The organism is Streptomyces sp. NPDC038135 (genome assembly GCF_055601245.1).
The window spans coordinates 721,088-737,064 of record NZ_JBVJXS010000002.1; the positions used below are offsets into that span (position 1 = coordinate 721,088).

Below are 15,977 nucleotides of genomic sequence, written 5' to 3' on the forward strand. Positions count from 1 at the left end.
CCGGCGCGGTGCGGGAGTTCATCGTCGAGGCGGACGGCGGGTCACGGGGCAACCCGGGGCCCGCGGGCTACGGCGCCGTGGTGAGCGACGCGGTGACGGGGGAGACCCTGGCCGAGGCGGCCGAGTACCTCGGCGTCGCCACGAACAACGTCGCCGAGTACCGGGGCCTGCTCGCCGGCCTCCGCACCGCGCACGCCCTGGACCCGGGCGCCCGGGTGCACGTCCGGATGGACTCCAAGCTGGTCGTCGAGCAGATGTCGGGACGCTGGAAGATCAAGCACCCCGACATGAAGCCCCTGGCGGCGGAGGCGAACCGCGTCTTCCCGCCCGGCCGGGTCACCTACGAGTGGATCCCCCGCGCCCAGAACACCCACGCCGACCGCCTCGCCAACGAGGCCATGGACGCGGGCGCGCGAGGCGAGCAGTGGTCCGCGTCCGGGGACGACGTCGAAGCCGAGGCGCTGCGCGAGGCGTCGGGTGCGGCGCGGACCCGGGCGGCCGTGACCGCCGTGTCCTCGGACGCGGCGCCGGGCGTGCCCGGTGACGCCGCCGCCGCGGCCGCCGGTGCGGCCGACGCCGGCACCGACGTGACCGCGGGCGAGCGTGCCGCCGAGAGCGCCCCGGGTGCGGGCGAGCGGCGCCCGGCCGGCGCTGCCGAGCAGCGGCCTTCCGGCCTCAGCGCACCCCGGCCTTCCGGCCTCAGCGCACCCCGGCCTTCCGGCGCTGCCGAGCAGCGGCCTTCCGGCTCCAGTGCACCCCGGCCTACCGGCTCCGCCGAGCAGTCGCGGACGCGGGGCTGGAGCGCCGCCCCCGACATGGGCGCCCCCGCCACCCTGGTGCTCCTCCGCCACGGCGAGACCCCCCTCACCGCGCAGAAGCGCTTCTCCGGCAGCGGCGGCACCGACCCCTCCCTGTCCGAAGCGGGCAGGGAGCAGGCCCGGCGGGCCGCCGCCGCGCTGGCGCGGCGCGGCACCGTCCAGGCCGTGGTGGCCTCGCCCCTCGCCCGGACCCAGGAGACCGCCCGCATCGTCGCCGCCCGCCTCGGCCTGGACGTGACGGTCGAAGAGGGGCTCAGGGAGACGCACTTCGGCGCCTGGGAGGGTCTCACCTTCGGCGAGGTCCACGAGCGGTACCCGGACGACCTGAGCGCCTGGCTGGACGACCCGGACGTCCGCCCGACCGGTGGCGGCGAGAGCTTCGCCGAGACCGCCACCCGGATCGAGGCCACCCGGGACAAGCTGGTCGCGGCCCACGCAGGCCGCACGGTCCTGCTGGTCACCCATGTCACGCCGATCAAGACCCTGATCCGGCTCGCCCTGGGCGCGCCGCCGAAGTCCCTGTTCCGGATGGAACTCTCCGCCGCATCCCTGTCCGCGGTCGCGTACTACGCGGACGGCAACGCGAGCGTACGGCTGTTCAACGACACGTCCCACCTGCGTCCCTGAGCCCGGCCGACGGGCCCCGGCTAATCGGGCACCGGCCGACCGAGGCCCGCCGCGCCACGCGCCAGCTCCTCGATCCGCCCCCAGTCCCCGGCGGCCACCGCCTCCGCCGGGATCATCCAACTCCCGCCCACGCACCCGACGTTGGGCAGGGACAGATACTCGGGCGCGGTCGCGGGCCCGATCCCGCCCGTCGGGCAGAAGCGGGCCTGCGGCAGCGGGCCGGCCAGCGACCTGAGATACGCCGTGCCGCCCGCGGCCTGCGCCGGGAAGAACTTCATCTCCCGCACCCCGCGCTCCAGCAGCACCACGACCTCCGAGGTGGTGGACACCCCGGGCAGGAACGGCACCCCTGACCCGCGCATCGCCGCCAGCAGCGAGTCCGTCCACCCCGGGCTCACCAGGAACCGCGCCCCGGCCGCCACGCAGTCGGCCACCTGCTCCGGCGTGAGGACCGTACCCGCCCCGACCACCGCGTCCGGCACCGCGCCGGCGATGGCCCGGATCGCGTCCAGCGCGGCGGGCGTCCGCAGGGTCACCTCTATGGCGGGCAGCCCCCCGGCCACCAGCGCGCGCGCCAGCGGTACGGCGTCGGACACGTCCGACACCACCACGACCGGCACGACCGGCGCGAGATCCAGCACGGAGGCAGCCGAAGCGGAGGGCAGCGGTGAAGTCATGCCCTCATCGTGCCCAGCGGCGACACCCTGCGCAACGAACGTTGCGCATGATGCAACGGCTTCCGAAAGGCGCCGGCGCCCGGCCGGCCGTGCTCAGTGGACCTCGTCCACCAGGACGTCCAGCGCCCACGGCTTCCCCGCCGTGCCCGGCGCCTGTGCCTCCACCGCGTACCCGAGGTCCCGCAGCGCCGTCACCAGCTCCGCCGGGCCCTTCGGCGCGGCCCCCTCCGACAGCAGGCTCCGTACGATCCGGCCCTTCGTGGCCTTGTTGAAGTGGCTGACGACCTTCCGGGTCGGCGCGTGCAGCACCCGTACGGTCGCGGTCCGCCCGGCGACCTCGCCCTTGGGCTTCCACGCCGCCGCGTAGGCGGCGGAGCGCAGGTCGAGCACCAGGCCGCGGCCCGCGGCCTCCGGCAGCACCTCCGCCATCGGGGCCCGCCAGTGCCCGGCCAGCGCGCCGAGCCCCGGCAGCTTCACGCCCATCGAGCAGCGGTAGGAGGGGATGCGGTCGGTCACGCGCACCGCGCCCCACAGCCCCGAGAAGACCAGCAGCGAGCGCGCCGCCCGCTTCTTCGCCGCCGCGTCCAGCGAGGCCAGGTCCAGGGCGTCGTACAGCACACCGGTGTAGATCTCCCCGGCCGGCCGGGCCCCGGCGGTGCGCAGGGCGGCGTTCTTCGCCACCTCGCCGCGCAGTCCCTCGCTCAGCCCCAGCACCTCGCGCGCCTTCTCCTCGTCGGCGGCGCACAGCTCGACCAGTTCCGCCAGCACCGCCTCCCGCGCCTCGGCCAGCCCCGGCAGGGACAGCGACTCCGGCTTCAGCGGGGCGCCACGACCCGAGGACGCTTTTCCTTCCGAGGGCGGCAGCAGGACAAGCACACGTACTCCTTCTCATCGGTTCAGCGCCAGCGTACGGGGTGCCGCGCACGCCCCCTCGCCCTACGCTCGACACATGCCCCGCCGCAGGATCCGGCTGACCGGCGCCCCCGAGGCCCCGCTGCGGGCCGCACTCACCGCGCTGCGCGCCGGACTCCGCGTACCGGAGGACTTCCCGCCCGAGGTGCGGGAGGAGGCCGCGCGTGCGGCGAAGAACCCCTTCGCCCTGGATCTGGACACCGCGGACTTCGTCTGACCGGCGGCGGGACCGGGCGCCCCGCGCGGCCGGTACCATGGTCGGCACGGCAGACGAGCCGGGCGGGCGGCCGCGTGAAGTTCCCGCAAGGGGCTTCCCGAGGAACGTCCGGGCTCCACAGGGCAGGGTGGTGGCTAACGGCCACCCGGGGTGACCCGCGGGACAGTGCCACAGAAAGCAGACCGCCGGGGGCCTCGGCCCTCGGTAAGGGTGAAACGGTGGTGTAAGAGACCACCAGTGCCCAGGGTGACCTGGGCAGCTAGGTAAACCCCACCTGGAGCAAGGTCAAAAGGAGCGCCGTGAAAAGCGCTCTGCGCGGACGTTCGAGGGCTGCCCGCCCGAGTCCGCGGGTAGACCGCACGAGGCCGGTGGCAACACCGGTCCTAGATGGATGGCCGTCGCCCCGGGGCCCGCGAGGACCCCGGGGAACAGAACCCGGCGTACAGCCCGACTCGTCTGCCCCTCACCGCCCTCACCGCCCGGTAAATCGAGTGCGTGTGTTCGAGCCGCTGCGATACGTTCCTGCCTGTTCGAAGGGGGAGCCGAAGTGGCGAAACTGAACCAGATCATCGCGGTCGAGAAGGGCGTCAAGAGCAAGTCGCTCCAGGACATCACCGCCGCGCACCACAAGGTGCAGAAGCCGGCGCTGCTGGCCGGCATCTCGCGCACGTACCAGCCGAAGGACGAGGAGGGCGAGCAGCTTCCGCCCGAGTCCACGCGCGTGCAGGTGCAGGGTGAGGACGTGCTGCGGGAGATGTCCGCCTCGCTCACCCGGCTCTTCGACGTGACCGCCACCAAGGACTGGGCGAACTGCGCGGCCCGCGCGGACGTCACGGTCGACGGCCGCACCGTCGTCGCCGACGTCCCGGTCAGCTATCTGCTCTTCCTGGAGAAGCAGCTCACCGACCTGCACACGTTCGTCAGGAAGCTCCCCACCCTCGACGCCGCCGAGTCCTGGTCCCACGACCCGTCGACGGACTGGTGGAAGACGGACCCGGTCCGCACGATCCGTACGAAGAAGGTCCCGCGCAACCACGTCAAGGCGGAGGCGACCGAGAAGCACCCGGCGCAGGTCGAGGTGTACTACGAGGACGTGCCCATCGGGTACTGGACCACCGTGAAGTTCTCCGGAGCGCTCCCGGCGCGCCGGGTGAACGAACTGCTGGAGCGGGTGGAGAAGCTCCAGCAGGCGGTGAAGTTCGCCCGTGAGGAGGCCAACGGCACCGAGGTCACCGACCAGCGGGTCGGCGACGCGGTGTTCGGCTACCTGTTCGGCTGACAACGGCCGGCGAGTAGCATCCATGATCGCCCCCGCGTGCGAGCGCGGGGGTGCGCGACAGGCGCGGGCCGGACTGAGGACCGGTCCGCGTGAGGAGCGCAAGCTGACACTGAAGTTCAGCCTGAAAAACGCGGTGACAGTGAAGGTTCGAGTCCTTCCCCCGGCACAGCCGCACCAACGGGCCGGGGTAGCCCAACATGGCAGAGGCAGCCGCGGTCAATCTCAGACTCTCGCTCCAGTCTCAGCATCGCCGCCGATCGCCGGATCGAACGGGGCCGGACGAACGCCGTCGGATGCGAGTTCGAATCTCGCCTGCACCTCTTGCGCGGTGCGGTAGTTCAAAGGAAGAACACGACCGCATGATGACTGATCCGTCCTCTTAAACGCCGCCGGCGTGCGCAATTGGGTGGCATCCCCAGGGGCCCGGGAGCTGGATACGACTCCCGGGCTCCGCCACGTCCCCACTCCGCCGGGCACGTCACCCGGCACGTCGAGCCGGCCCACGCCTCCCCGTCACGCCGGCGGCTCCAGCGGCCGCTCGCGCACCCGGGTCAGGTGTCCTTCGAAGACCTCGCGCGCCTCCGGGGTCAGGGTGCGCAGGGCGACCAGGGCGGTGATGGCCACGTCGCAGAGTTCCGACTGGACGTCGTCCCACGTGTGGGTGATGCCCTTGCGGGGGTTCTGGCCGGTCGCGCCGATGACCGCCTCGGCGACCTCGCCGACCTCCTCGGAGAGCTTGAGGATGCGCAGCAGCAGGTTCTCCGGGCCGGGGTGCACGCGGGTGGCCTCCAGGCGGGACCAGAGTTCGTCCACGGCCGGCCAGAGGCCGGGGGCGGGATCCGCGGTGCCGGCCGTGCCGGTGGTGTCCTGGTGGGTCATGCCGCGCAGACTGCCATGCCGCCGCGCGGCGCCGCCCCGCCGCTCCGGAAACAGGCCCCGACCGCTCGAACCGGGCCTACTCCTCGAACCGGGCCTACTCCTCGAACAGGGCCTCCTGCTCGCCCTCCTTCTGCTGCCGCAGCCGCCGGTTGCGGGCGCCCACCACCACGGCCGTCGCCGCCGCCGTCACGCCCAGGGCCACCGGGACCATCCAGCCGCGGTCGAAGACATGGCCGAAGGCGTGGTCGAGGGAGATGCGGCCGGGGCCGGTGATGGCGAGGCCGGCCGCGGCGAGCCCCAGGGACGCCGCGTGCTCGTAGCCGCCCTCCTGGGCGAAGAAGCCGTTGGGCATGTGGACCGCCGACGCCCCGGCCATCGCGCCCGCCGCCGCCGCGCCCGCCGCCGGGGTGGCGAGGCCCAGCGCCAGCAGCGCGCCGCCGCCCGCCTCGGCGAGGCCCGCCGCCGTCGCGCTCGCCTTGCCCGGGGCGTAGCCGACGGACTCCATGAACTGGCCGGTGCCCTCAAGGCCGTGCCCGCCGAACCAGCCGAACAGCTTCTGCGCGCCGTGTGCGGCCAGCACCCCGCCGGTCCCCAGCCGGAGCAGCAGCAGGCCCACATCGCGTCGGTCGTAACAGGTCACGGTGACTCTCCATCAGCAGGCGACAGGTCCCCCTCCGCGTTCCCACCGTCGCACCCCTCACCCCACCGGGCGCGTCCTGGGTGGCGTTCGGGTGGCGACCGCGGGGGACCGGTGTGAGCCTGACGCCATGACCATTCAGCCAGCCAAGCTGCGCGATCCGGCCGTCCGGGCGTTCGTCCACGCCGTCAACGCCCACGACCGCGAGAGCTTCCTGTCCCTCCTCGCGCCCGACGCGACGATGGCCGACGACGGCTCGGACCGCGACCTCGCCGACTGGATCGACCGGGAGATCTTCTCCTCGCACGGCCACATGGAGGTCGACAACGAGTCCAACGGCGGTCACACCCTCCTCGCCCGCTACCGCAACGACACCTGGGGCGAGATGCGCACGCGGTGGACCTTCACCGTCGGCGACGACGGGCGGATCTCGCGGTTCGAGACCGGCCAGGCCTGAACGCACGGGCCCCTTGCGAAGGGCGCGCAGCCAGAGCACCGTGCCGATCCCGGACTTCCGGTCCGTCCCCAGGCCGGGAGAGTGCCGACGCGATGGCCGCGGGGCAGCGCATCGCAGGCCAGCCGGCCGGCATCGAAGCCCGGCCCCTGCGAACCGCCCGCCTCGGGAGCCGAACGCGCCTTGGCGACCGTCATGTCGGCGCCGAGGCCGTACAGCGATTTCCGGACCTTGTCCTGAGCCTGCGTCATGCCGGCCGACACCGATTCGACGGTGATGACCAGCGCGATACCGAACGCCAGACCCGTCGCGATCACCAGAGCGGCCTTCTTGCGGCGGCTCAGCGCGCGCTTGAGATGGATGCGAACATCCCGTTCCTCGAAGGTACTTGGCGCCCGGTGTGGGCGCGGCCCCAAGCCAGGGAGGGACCTTGGAGGAGCCCTGGGTAAAGGATGTGCAAGGGCTGGGAAGGCGGCTGACTCACCGGATTCTCATGGGACGGCAAATTCCGGTCGTATACCCGGCTCCCGCGGACAAACCCCTGTTCGACGCGGTGTACGGTCCCGGGGTGCGTGATAGTTCCCGGCTCAGCCGGCGTGCCGTCCTCGGGCTGACGGCCGCCGCCCTTCCCCTTTCCGCGGCCGCGCCGGCCGCCGCCGCCACCGTCGTGGGCGGTGAGCGCCTGGCGCGTGGCGGAGTCCAGGTGCGCGGCGCCTCAGGACTGCCCAGGAAGCTCGACGCCCGCGCGTGGCTCGTCGCCGACGGCGAGAGCGGCGAGGTGCTCGCCTCGTTCAACGCGCACCGGCGCCTCGCCCCCGCGTCCACGCTGAAGATGCTCTTCGCGGACACCGTGCTGAAGAAGTTCGACCGCGCCGAGCGGTACAGGGTGACCGACGAGGACCTGGCCGACGTCCCGGCCGGTTCCAGCCTGGTCGGCATCAAGCCCGGCATCACCTACACCGTCGAGCAGTTGTGGCAGGGGGTGTTCCTGCGCTCCGGCAACGACGCGGTGCACGTGCTGTCGCACATGAACGGCGGCATCGCCAAGACCGTCGCCGAGATGCAGGCCAGGGCGGAGGACCTGCAGGCGCTGGACACCCGGGTGGTCAGCCCCGACGGCTTCGACCACAAGGGGCAGCTCTCCTCGGCGTACGACCTCACGCTGTTCGCCCGGCATGGCCTGAAGGACGCCGACTTCCGCGGCTACTGCGGCACCCGGACCGCCGACTTCCCGGCGGGCGGCAGGAAGACCTTCCAGATCCAGAACACCGACCGCCTGCTCACCGGGGCGTGGGGCCTGGAGGTGTACGAGGGCCTGATCGGCGTGAAGAACGGCTACACCAGCCACGCCGGGAACACCTTCACCGGTGCGGCCACCCGGGGCGGCCGCACCCTGCTGGTCACCGTGATGCATCCCCGGGTCGGCGGGAACGCGGTGTACGAGCAGACCGCCGCGCTGCTCGACTGGGGCTTCAGGCACGGCGGTTCGGCGCAGGCGGTGGGCGCGCTGGTCGAGCCGCTCAGCGAGGGCGGGGCGAGCGCGAGCCCGGCGCCGGGCGCGTCCCGGAAGGCGGCCCAGGCCGCGGCGGGCGCCCCCGGGAGCGGGCCCGGGCGCCCCTCGTCGTGGCGGCTGCTGGAGGGCGCGGCCGGCTCCGCGGCCCTGCTCGGCGCGGGTGCGTGGGCGCTGCGCCGGCGGCTGACCCGGGGGAGGGGGAAGGCGGCCGCGACCGAGGCCGGGACCCGGCCGGAGAGCGGAACCTGAAGAAGGCGCGGTGGAGATTCGCGGCAGCCGTTCCGCCGGCCGGTGCACACCCCGCGGTAGTCCGCGGGGTTCACCCCCAACCTGCGGCCGGTGGAACGGCTGCCGTCTCCCCCCTCGGAATGGCTCTGGAACTGCCGTGCCCCAAGTGTGAAGCTCTTGTGAAGAGAAGTTGACCATATGCGGCCGATCGGCCGCAATACCGCGAATGTTCGAATACCGGCCGCCCAACCGGCCTCAGCCGCGCCCGATGTAGGGCATCGCGGTCGCCAGCACCGTCGCGAACTGCACGTTCGCCTCCAGCGGCAGTTCGGCCATGTGCCGCACGGTGCGCGCCACGTCCGCCACGTCCATCACGGGTTCGGCGGCGGTCTGCCCGTTGGCCTGGAGCGCGCCGGTCTCCATCCGGGCCGTCATCTCGGTGGCAGCGTTGCCGATGTCGATCTGGCCCACGGCGATGCGGTACGGCCGCCCGTCCAGCGACAGCGACTTGGTCAGGCCGGTCAGCGCGTGCTTGGTCGCGGTGTAGGCGACCGACATCGGCCGGGGCGTATGGGCGGAGATCGAGCCGTTGTTGATGATCCGGCCGCCCTGCGGGTCCTGTTCCTTCATGACCCGGTACGCCGCCTGCGCGCACAGGAACGCCCCGTTGAGGTTGGTGTCCACCACGTGCCGCCAGGCGTCGTAGGGCAGGTCCTCGACGGGCACCCCGCCGGGCCCGAACGTGCCCGCGTTGTTGAACAGCAGGTCCACCCGGCCGAACCGCTCGACGGTGGCCGAGAACAGCGCCGCCACGTCCTCGGGCCGGGACACGTCGGTGCGCACCGCGAGCCACGGGCCCGCCGCCGCCCGCACGGCCGTCTCCTCCAGCGTCTCCGTGCGCCGGCCGGCCAGGACCACCGACCAGCCGGCGCGCAGCAGTTCCACGGCGACGGCCCGCCCGATGCCGGAACCGGCGCCGGTCACCACCGCGATCTTCGATTCCCTGTCAGTCATGGCTCCGCAGCGTAGGCGGCGAGTCCGCCATGCGGAATCGGCTGTCCGCCATACGGCTGGGGCGGCGCGGGAACCCGGCGGCGGCCGGACAGGAGCAGGGAAGCGGCCGGGCGGAACCCGGCGCGAGCCGGGAGGTCCTAGCCGGCGACCGCGGCCGCGGTCACGGCCTCCCCGGGGTAGCGCACGCCGATCCGCTCCCGGATCGCGTCCAGCGTCCGCATCACCGCGAGGCTGCCGTCCAACGGCACCAGCGGCGACTCCCGTTCGCCCGCCCGCAGTGCCCGCATCACCTCGGCCGCCTCGTGCCGCAGGCTGGTGCGCGGCCCGTCGGCCGGGTCCGCGGTGAACTCCTCGGAGTCGCGGCCGTCCCGGTGCAGCACGAAGCGCTCGGGGTGGAAGAAGCCGGCCGGGATGTCGATCCGGCCGAGGGAGCCGGTGACCGAGGCGGTGGTGCCGGTGCCCCCGGCGATGGAGCAGTGCAGCGAGGCCAGCGCGCCGCTCTCCCAGGAGAGCAGGGCCCCGGTCTGGAGGTCGACGCCCTCCGGCGAGAGCACCGCGCTCGCGGCGACGGCGTCCGGCTCGCCGAGCAGCAGCTGCGCGAACGACACCGGGTACACCCCGAGGTCCAGCAGCGACCCGCCGCCGAGCTCCGGATCGCGCAGCCGGTGCGCCGCCGGGAACGGGCCGGCGAGGCCGAAGTCGGCCTGCACGGTGCGGACCTCACCGATCGCCCCGTCGTCCACCAGCGCCTTGAGCCGGCGTACCAGCGGGTTGCAGTACATCCACATCGCCTCCATCAGGAAGCGGTCGTGCTCCTTGGCCAGCGCCACCAGTTCCCCGGCCTCGCGGGCGTTGAGCGTGAACGCCTTCTCGCAGAGCACGTTGCGCCCCGCCGTCAGGCACAGCCCGGCCGCGGCCCGGTGCGCCGCGTGCGGGGTGGCGACGTACACGACATCGATGTCCGGGTCCGCCGCCAGCGACTCCCAGTCGCCGTAGGCGCGGGTCACCCCGAACCGCTCGGCGAACGCCTCCGCGGACTCCCGCCTGCGCGACGCCACGGCCACGATCTCCGCGTCCGGCAGATCCACCAGGTCCGCCGCGAAGGCCGCCGCGATCCCGCCCGTCGCCAGGATCCCCCACCGCACGCTCTGCTGCCCCATCCCGCCCCGCCCTCGCTCATGTGTACCTCGGCAGTGTGTACGAGCTGAGAGCATAGGTGCCGGGAGAGCACGAGAGGGAGGGACACATGCCCGAGGACACCACGGCATCGGCACCGGAGACGGCGCACCCGGCCGGCGCCGAGCGCCTCACGGCCGGCGCCGCGCGGCCCGCCGGCCCGCTCCTCGTCCTCCTCCTCGGCGGCCTCACCGCGACCACCCCGCTGGCGATGGACATGTACCTCCCCTCGCTGCCGGAGGTCACCCGCACCCTGCACGCCCCCGCCGCCACCGTGCAGCTCACCCTCACCGCCTGCCTGGCCGGCATGGCCCTCGGACAGCTGGTCGTGGGGCCGATGAGCGACCGCTGGGGACGCCGCCGGCCGCTGCTGGCCGGCCTCGCCGTCTACCTCGTCGCCACCGCCCTGTGCGCGTTCGCGCCCAACGTCGAGACGCTGGTGGCACTCCGGCTGGCGCAGGGCCTCGCCGGCTCGGCCGGGATCGTCATCGCCCGGGCCGTGGTGCGCGACCTCTACGACGGCCTGGCCATGGCCCGCTTCTTCTCCAGCCTGATGCTGGTCTCCGGGGTCGCCCCGATCGTGGCGCCGCTGATCGGCGGCCAGATCCTGCGGGTGACGGACTGGCGCGGCGTGTTCGTCGTCCTCACCGTCGCCGGCGCCGCACTCACCGCCCTGGTCTGGGCGCGGCTGCCCGAGACCCTGCCGCCCGCCCGCCGGCACCAGGGCGGAGTGGGGGAGGCGCTGCGCGCGATGCGCGGCCTGCTCGCCGACGCGCCGTTCAGCGGCTACCTGCTGGCCGGCGGCTTCGCCTTCGCCTCGCTGTTCGCGTACGTCAGCGCCTCGCCGTTCGTCGTCCAGGAGATCTACGGCGCCTCCCCGCAGACCTTCAGCCTGCTCTTCGGCCTCAACTCGGTCGGGCTGATGATCACCGGTCAGGTCAACGGCAAGCTGCTGGTGGGCCGGGTCGCGCTGGAGAAGGTGCTCGCGGCCGGCCTGGCGGTGACCGTGCTCGCGGCCACCGCCCTGCTGCTGATGTCCGCCGGGGCCTTCGGCGAGGTGGGCCTGGTCCCGGTCGCCGCCGCGCTCTTCGTGCTCATGTCGGCGATGGGCGTCACCCTGCCCAACGCCCAGTCCCTCGCCCTGCTGCGCACCCGGCACTCCGCCGGCTCCGCCTCCGCGCTGCTCGGCACCTCCTCCTTCCTGATCGGCGCGGTCGTCTCCCCGCTGGTCGGCGTCGCCGGGGAGCACACCGCCGTGCCCATGGCGGTCGTCCAACTGGCGGGTGCGTTGGTCGCGGTGGCCTGCTTCGTGGGACTGTGCCGTCCGTGGAGGGCAGGCACGAGTCCGGAGGGGGACCAGAACTGAGCACGCCGAGACTGCGCCCAGGCAACCCCGACCGCGCCGGGCTGGACCCCGCGGAACTCGGTCACCTGGCCGACGAGGTGCACGCCCTGACCGCCGGGGTCCGCCCCTGGGCGGCCGGCGCCGTCGTGCTGGCCGGACGCGGGCCGGTGGTCGCCGTCGCCGAGGCAGCCGGCTGGGCGGTGCGCTACGCCTCCTACGACGCGGAGACCGGCGCCGGTGTCGAACTGCCGCCCGCCGAACGGGTCCCGGCCGACGTGCACACCCCCTTCGACCTGGCCTCCCTCACCAAGCTGTTCACGTCCGTCGCCGCCGTGCAGCAGATCGAGCGCGGCACCCTCGGCATGGACGCCCGGGTCGGCGCCTACCTGCCCGAGTTCACCGCCGCCGCCGAACACGGCATCACCGTGCGGCAGTTGCTCACCCACACCTCCGGTCTGCGGCCCGAACTCCCGCTGTACGACCGCCCGGACGCCGCCGCCCGGCTGGCGATGCTGCGCGCCGAGGCGCCGGCCGCCGCGCCCGGCACCTACCTCTACTCGGACCTGAACATGATCCTGCTCCAGTTCGTCCTGGAGCGGATCACCGGCCGGACCCTGGACGTGCTGATCGAGGACGGCATCACCCGGCCGCTCGGGATGACGGCCACCGGCTTCGGACCCCGCCCCGGCGCTGCGGCCACCGAGGACCAGCGGCTGCCGTGGGCCAAGGCGGACCGGGGGATGCTGCGGGGCGTGGTGCACGACGAGAACGCCTGGGCGCTCGGCGGGGTGGCGGGCCACGCGGGCCTGTTCTCCACCGCGCCGGACCTCGCGGTCTTCTGCCGGGCCCTGCTGGCGGGCGGCGCGTACGGCCCGGCCCGCATCCTCGGCCCCGACTTCACGGAACTCCTGCTGACCCCGCCCGGCCTGGGCTTCGCGGTGGACCAGCCGTGGTTCATGGGCGAGCTCGCGGGCCGGGGCGCGGCGGGCCACACCGGCTTCACCGGCACCTCCCTGGTCCTGGACCCCGCCACGGACACCTTCCTGGTCCTGCTGGCGAACACGGTCCACCCCCGCAGACGCCTGCCGGACAGCAGACCGAGAGCGACCATGGCGACCCACCTGTCCCGAGCCGTCCGCGGAGCCTGACCGACGGGCACTTCGTCAGCACGGGGCCGCGACCCCACGGCCCCCGCCGCTCGTCCTGCGGCCCCCGTCCCGGTGTCCCGTGGCCTCCGTCCTGGGTGCGACCTGCGTCCCGGGTGCCCTGTGGCTTCCGGCCGGGTGTCCTGTGACCTCTGTCCCGAGTGCCTTGTGACCTCCGGCCGGGCGTCCCCTGGCCCGTGCCCCCAGGTGTTCTGCGGCCTCCGCGCCGGGCGTCATGCGGCCTCCTTCCCGGGCGTCCTGCGGCCTCCGCACCGGGTGTCCCGCGGCCTCCGCGCCGGGCGTCCCCCGGCCCTTGTCCCGAGCCGTCCGCGGAGCCTGACCGACGGGCACTTCGTAAGCACGGGACTGCGACCCCGCCGTCACCTCGGCGCCGGACGTCCCGCGGCCTCCGCCTCGGTCGTCCCGCCGCCTCCGCCCCGGACGCCCCACAATCCCCGCCCCAGGCGCCCTGCAGCCTCCGCCCCAGGCCCCCGCCGCCTCCGCCCCCGCCCGGACCGGGCCCCTCCCGGTAGCTGAGAGAATCGCCGGGTGAACGTCCCAGTCTCCCCAGCCGACGCCCTCCGTGCCTCCGTCAGTGCGCTGCTCGACGGGCTGCCGCCCCGGCAGGCCGCCGGGGCCGTGGAGCGGCTGATCGCCAGCTACCGGGGCGACACCCCCACCCACGCCCCGATCCTGCGCGACCGCGCCGACGTGGCCGCGTACGCCGCCTACCGGATGCCCGCCACCTTCGAGGCGGTCCGCTCGGCGCTGGAGGCGTTCGCGGACACCCTGCCCGGCTGGGCGCCCGGCGGTCACACGGACGTCGGCGGCGGCACCGGAGCGGCGACCTGGGCGGTCACCGCCACCTGGGACGGGACCCGGCCGGTGACCGTGCTGGACTGGGCCGAACCCGCGCTCGCCCTCGGCCGGGAGATCGCCGCCGCCAACCCGGCCCTGCGCGACGCCCGCTGGGAACGCGCCCGGATCGGCGCGGCGCTCACCCTCGACCCCACCGACCTCGTCACCGTGTCGTACGTGCTCAACGAACTCGCCGAGGCCGACCGTGCCGCCCTCGTGGACGCCGCCGCGGCCGCCGCGCAGGCCGTCGTGATCGTCGAGGCCGGTACGCCCGCCGGCTACGAACGCGTCATCGAGGCGCGCGACCGCCTGATCGGCGCCGGATTCCGGGTGGCCGCGCCCTGCCCGCACAGCGCCGCCTGCCCCATCGCCCCCGGCACGGACTGGTGCCACTTCTCCGCCCGGGTCAGCCGCTCCTCGCTGCACCGGCAGGTCAAGGGCGGCTCCCTGGCCTACGAGGACGAGAAGTTCGCCTACGTGGCCGCCACCCGGCTGCCCGCCGAGCCCGCCCCGAACCGGGTGGTGCGCCGCCCCCAGATCCGCAAGGGGCAGGTGCTGCTGGACCTGTGCGAGGCGGAGGAGCGGCTGGGCCGCACCACCGTCACCAAGCGCCACGGCGGCCTGTACCGGGCGGCCCGGGACACCGACTGGGGCGACCCCTGGCCGCCTCAGGACCCGCCCGCCTAGGCCGTGTCCGCCCGGCTTGTTAGCGTCACCCCATGGTCAAGAAGCCCGCCCCCGACGCCGCCCGGCGCAGTGAGAAGTCCCGCCGGGCGATCTACGCCGCCGCCCTCGCCCTGGTCGGGGAGACCGGGTACCGGAAGACCACCGTCGAGGGCATCGCCGCCCGCGCCGGGGTCGGCAAGCAGACCATCTACCGGTGGTGGTCGTCGAAGGCGGACGTGCTGCTGGAGGCGTTCCTGGACCTCGGGGAACAGGCGGCGCAAGCGGCCGGACAGCAGCCGTACACCCTCCCCGACACCGGCGACCTCGCCGCCGACCTCAAAGCCGTGCTCCGGGCCACCGTGGACGAACTGCTCGACCCGCGCTTCGAGGCGCCCGCCCGCGCACTGGCCGCCGAGGGCCTGGTCGACGAGCAGCTCGGCCGGGAGTTCGTCGGGAAGCTCCTCGAACCCCAGCTCCGGCTCTACGTCGACCGGCTTCGCTCCGCGCAGGAGACCGGCGCGGTGCGCCCCGACGTCGACCCGCGCATCGGCCTGGAGCTCTTCGTCTCCCCGCTGGCCCAGCGCTGGCTCCAGCGCACCGGCCCGATCTCGTACGCGTACACGGACACCCTGGTCGACTACGCCCTGTACGGCCTCGCCCCGCGCTGACCCCGTGTGGGGTGCGTCTCGTCCGGTTTCTCCGGAAGGCCCCGGTGACACCCCGAAGAGCAGGAGAATGGGACGATGAGGCATGCTGTCCGCACCAGGCGAGGCGAAGGGGACGAATGAGCGCGACGTTCGGCGGCCGTAGCGGCCGGCAGGGCAAACTCTCCCAGTGGCTGCGCGGACGCCGCCCGAAGGAGACCGCCGACCCCGGCGGCCGTGAGGCCCTGCTGCTCGCCGCCGCCGCCGCGGGCCTGCCGCTCGCGCCCGCCGCGCACCCCGGAGCCGGCTACGGCTGCTCCTGCGACCGCGTCGGCTGTCCCACCCCGGCCCGGCACCCGGTGTCGTTCGCCTGGCAGACCCAGTCCACCACCGACCGCGCCCAGATCGAGCGCTGGGCCCGGAACCAGCCGCAGGCCAACTTCATCACCGCGACCGGCATGGTGCACGACGTCCTGGACGTGCCCCTGGAGGCCGGCCGTGAGGCGCTGGAGCGGCTGCTCGACGCCGGTGTGGAGGTGGGGCCGGTCGCCGAGAGCGACGACGGCCGCATGATGTTCTTCACCCTCACCCGGGGCACCCCCGAGGACGAGGACGAGTGGTGGCCCTGCGAGCTGGACTGCCACCCCGAGACCATGGACGAGCACCCGGGCCTGCGCTGGCACTGCCGCGGCTCCTACGTCCTCGTACCGCCCGCCCGGCTGCCCGGCGACGGGGAGCGGGGCCTGCGCTGGCTGCGCGGCCTGGAGCACCCGCTGCCCGATCCGCTGACCCTGCTGGAGACGCTGACCGACGCCTGCGCCCGCCACACCGGCGACCCCGCGGGCACCGCCTGGCCCCTGGGGCACTGAGGCGCGCCGGGCGCCGTGC

At 74.2% G+C, this 15,977-nt stretch carries 16 protein-coding genes, 1 other RNA gene and 1 pseudogene; 11 read left to right on the plus strand and 7 right to left on the minus strand.

Features of this window, described 5'->3' with window-relative positions:
- The first annotated feature begins 8 nt into the window (after nucleotides 1-8).
- The gene (locus ACZ7JA_RS07580) at nucleotides 9-1,445 is read left to right on the plus strand and encodes a bifunctional RNase H/acid phosphatase (RefSeq protein WP_470807616.1); all 1,437 of its coding nucleotides are present in this window, start codon (nucleotides 9-11) and stop codon (nucleotides 1,443-1,445) included.
- Between the two features lie 20 nt (nucleotides 1,446-1,465).
- Here ACZ7JA_RS07580 and eda read toward each other — a convergent pair whose 3' ends face one another.
- Together eda and yaaA are read right to left on the minus strand one after the other, a co-directional pair.
- On the minus strand, nucleotides 1,466-2,122 hold the full coding sequence (gene eda, locus ACZ7JA_RS07585) for a bifunctional 4-hydroxy-2-oxoglutarate aldolase/2-dehydro-3-deoxy-phosphogluconate aldolase (RefSeq protein ID WP_470807618.1): 657 nt from the start codon (nucleotides 2,120-2,122) through the stop codon (nucleotides 1,466-1,468).
- A 93-nt stretch (nucleotides 2,123-2,215) separates the two neighbouring features.
- Nucleotides 2,216-2,998: a peroxide stress protein YaaA gene (gene yaaA / locus ACZ7JA_RS07590; RefSeq protein WP_351659981.1), complete on the minus strand. Its 783-nt coding sequence runs from the start codon at nucleotides 2,996-2,998 to the stop codon at nucleotides 2,216-2,218.
- A gap of 73 nt (nucleotides 2,999-3,071) precedes the next feature.
- Here yaaA and ACZ7JA_RS07595 point away from each other — a divergent pair, with 73 nt between their 5' ends.
- The 3 genes from ACZ7JA_RS07595 (at nucleotide 3,072) to ACZ7JA_RS07605 (ending at nucleotide 4,530) form a co-directional block, all read left to right on the plus strand.
- Entirely contained in the window at nucleotides 3,072-3,251 is a 180-nt protein-coding gene (locus tag ACZ7JA_RS07595; protein ID WP_450744990.1) for a hypothetical protein, read from the plus strand.
- A gap of 54 nt (nucleotides 3,252-3,305) precedes the next feature.
- An RNA gene (gene rnpB, locus ACZ7JA_RS07600) (RNase P RNA component class A) lies at nucleotides 3,306-3,710 on the plus strand.
- 88 nt (nucleotides 3,711-3,798) lie between these two features.
- Entirely contained in the window at nucleotides 3,799-4,530 is a 732-nt protein-coding gene (locus ACZ7JA_RS07605) for a DUF7873 family protein (protein WP_351659984.1), read from the plus strand.
- A gap of 513 nt (nucleotides 4,531-5,043) precedes the next feature.
- Here the strand turns inward: ACZ7JA_RS07605 and ACZ7JA_RS07610 are convergent.
- The gene (locus ACZ7JA_RS07610) at nucleotides 5,044-5,409 is read right to left on the minus strand and encodes a MazG-like family protein (protein WP_351659987.1); all 366 of its coding nucleotides are present in this window, start codon (nucleotides 5,407-5,409) and stop codon (nucleotides 5,044-5,046) included.
- A gap of 94 nt (nucleotides 5,410-5,503) precedes the next feature.
- Complete coding sequence (locus tag ACZ7JA_RS07615) at nucleotides 5,504-6,049, minus strand: DoxX family membrane protein (protein ID WP_351659990.1); 546 nt, start codon at nucleotides 6,047-6,049, stop codon at nucleotides 5,504-5,506.
- A gap of 127 nt (nucleotides 6,050-6,176) precedes the next feature.
- Here ACZ7JA_RS07615 and ACZ7JA_RS07620 point away from each other — a divergent pair, with 127 nt between their 5' ends.
- The gene (locus ACZ7JA_RS07620; RefSeq protein WP_351659993.1) at nucleotides 6,177-6,503 is read left to right on the plus strand and encodes a nuclear transport factor 2 family protein; all 327 of its coding nucleotides are present in this window, start codon (nucleotides 6,177-6,179) and stop codon (nucleotides 6,501-6,503) included.
- A gap of 125 nt (nucleotides 6,504-6,628) precedes the next feature.
- Here ACZ7JA_RS07620 and ACZ7JA_RS07625 read toward each other — a convergent pair.
- Nucleotides 6,629-6,862 (minus strand): annotated as a pseudogene (locus tag ACZ7JA_RS07625) (ABC transporter permease); the annotation flags it as partial.
- Between the two features lie 131 nt (nucleotides 6,863-6,993).
- On the opposite strand from ACZ7JA_RS07625, the gene ACZ7JA_RS07630 reads away from it, so the two are divergent.
- Entirely contained in the window at nucleotides 6,994-8,262 is a 1,269-nt protein-coding gene (locus ACZ7JA_RS07630; RefSeq protein ID WP_470807711.1) for a D-alanyl-D-alanine carboxypeptidase family protein, read from the plus strand.
- A gap of 234 nt (nucleotides 8,263-8,496) precedes the next feature.
- On the opposite strand, the gene ACZ7JA_RS07635 is transcribed toward ACZ7JA_RS07630, so the two are convergent.
- Nucleotides 8,497-9,255, minus strand: coding sequence for an SDR family oxidoreductase (locus tag ACZ7JA_RS07635; protein ID WP_351659999.1), 759 nt, complete (start codon nucleotides 9,253-9,255; stop codon nucleotides 8,497-8,499).
- Between the two features lie 137 nt (nucleotides 9,256-9,392).
- On the minus strand, nucleotides 9,393-10,415 hold the full coding sequence (locus ACZ7JA_RS07640) for a Gfo/Idh/MocA family protein (RefSeq protein WP_351660002.1): 1,023 nt from the start codon (nucleotides 10,413-10,415) through the stop codon (nucleotides 9,393-9,395).
- Between the two features lie 86 nt (nucleotides 10,416-10,501).
- Between ACZ7JA_RS07640 and ACZ7JA_RS07645 the strand changes: the two genes are divergently transcribed.
- From ACZ7JA_RS07645 to ACZ7JA_RS07665, 5 genes are all read left to right on the plus strand, one after another.
- A complete protein-coding gene (locus ACZ7JA_RS07645; protein ID WP_351660005.1) occupies nucleotides 10,502-11,797 on the plus strand; it encodes a multidrug effflux MFS transporter in 1,296 nt (431 codons plus the stop codon).
- Nucleotides 11,758-12,924: a serine hydrolase domain-containing protein gene (locus ACZ7JA_RS07650; RefSeq protein WP_389446916.1), complete on the plus strand. Its 1,167-nt coding sequence runs from the start codon at nucleotides 11,758-11,760 to the stop codon at nucleotides 12,922-12,924. The genes ACZ7JA_RS07645 and ACZ7JA_RS07650 overlap by 40 nt, the downstream gene beginning before the upstream one ends.
- 546 nt (nucleotides 12,925-13,470) lie before the next feature.
- Complete coding sequence (locus tag ACZ7JA_RS07655) at nucleotides 13,471-14,466, plus strand: small ribosomal subunit Rsm22 family protein (RefSeq protein ID WP_351660011.1); 996 nt, start codon at nucleotides 13,471-13,473, stop codon at nucleotides 14,464-14,466.
- Between the two features lie 32 nt (nucleotides 14,467-14,498).
- Nucleotides 14,499-15,113 (plus strand): TetR/AcrR family transcriptional regulator, encoded by a 615-nt coding sequence (locus ACZ7JA_RS07660; protein WP_389306051.1) that lies wholly within the window; start codon nucleotides 14,499-14,501, stop codon nucleotides 15,111-15,113.
- A 116-nt stretch (nucleotides 15,114-15,229) separates the two neighbouring features.
- Nucleotides 15,230-15,958 carry a bifunctional DNA primase/polymerase gene (locus ACZ7JA_RS07665; protein WP_351660017.1) on the plus strand — a complete coding sequence of 243 codons (729 nt, stop codon included), beginning with the start codon at nucleotides 15,230-15,232 and terminating at the stop codon, nucleotides 15,956-15,958.
- The last annotated feature ends 19 nt before the right edge of the window (nucleotides 15,959-15,977 follow it).